The organism is Furfurilactobacillus siliginis, assembly GCF_001437435.1.
GTDB classification, from domain to species: domain Bacteria; phylum Bacillota; class Bacilli; order Lactobacillales; family Lactobacillaceae; genus Furfurilactobacillus; species Furfurilactobacillus siliginis.
In genome coordinates this window covers 1-290 of sequence record NZ_JQCB01000046.1, presented here as the reverse complement: position 1 = coordinate 290, position 290 = coordinate 1, and the positions used below count along the sequence as shown (strand labels likewise).

General features: G+C 40.7%; 1 protein-coding gene. It reads left to right on the top strand.

Translation table 11 applies throughout. The features are described from left to right. Positions 1–290, top strand: a 290-nt coding sequence (locus IV55_RS10105) for a MucBP domain-containing protein (RefSeq protein WP_157047473.1), incomplete at both ends; no start/stop codon positions are given.

The window sequence follows — 290 nt, the reverse complement described above, 5'->3', positions numbered from 1 at the left end:
GCTGATTCAAGCATAAAAAACACACTGCAAGGAACTGGTACCCAGTATAGTGTTGCAAGCGATGGAACAGCAACAAAAGTTACATCAAATACCATTAGTTCTAACACAACACCATCAAATGCCCGATCAGAAGGACAATTTAAGGTTACAGTGCATTATGTGGATAAGGATGGCAAAGAATTAGCAACACAAGCGTATTCATATGGTTATCCAGCAGGTTCAAAGATTGCGGTCCAATCTCCTGACTATCAAGTCGCACCCAAAGATATTACAGGATACACACTCGTTAC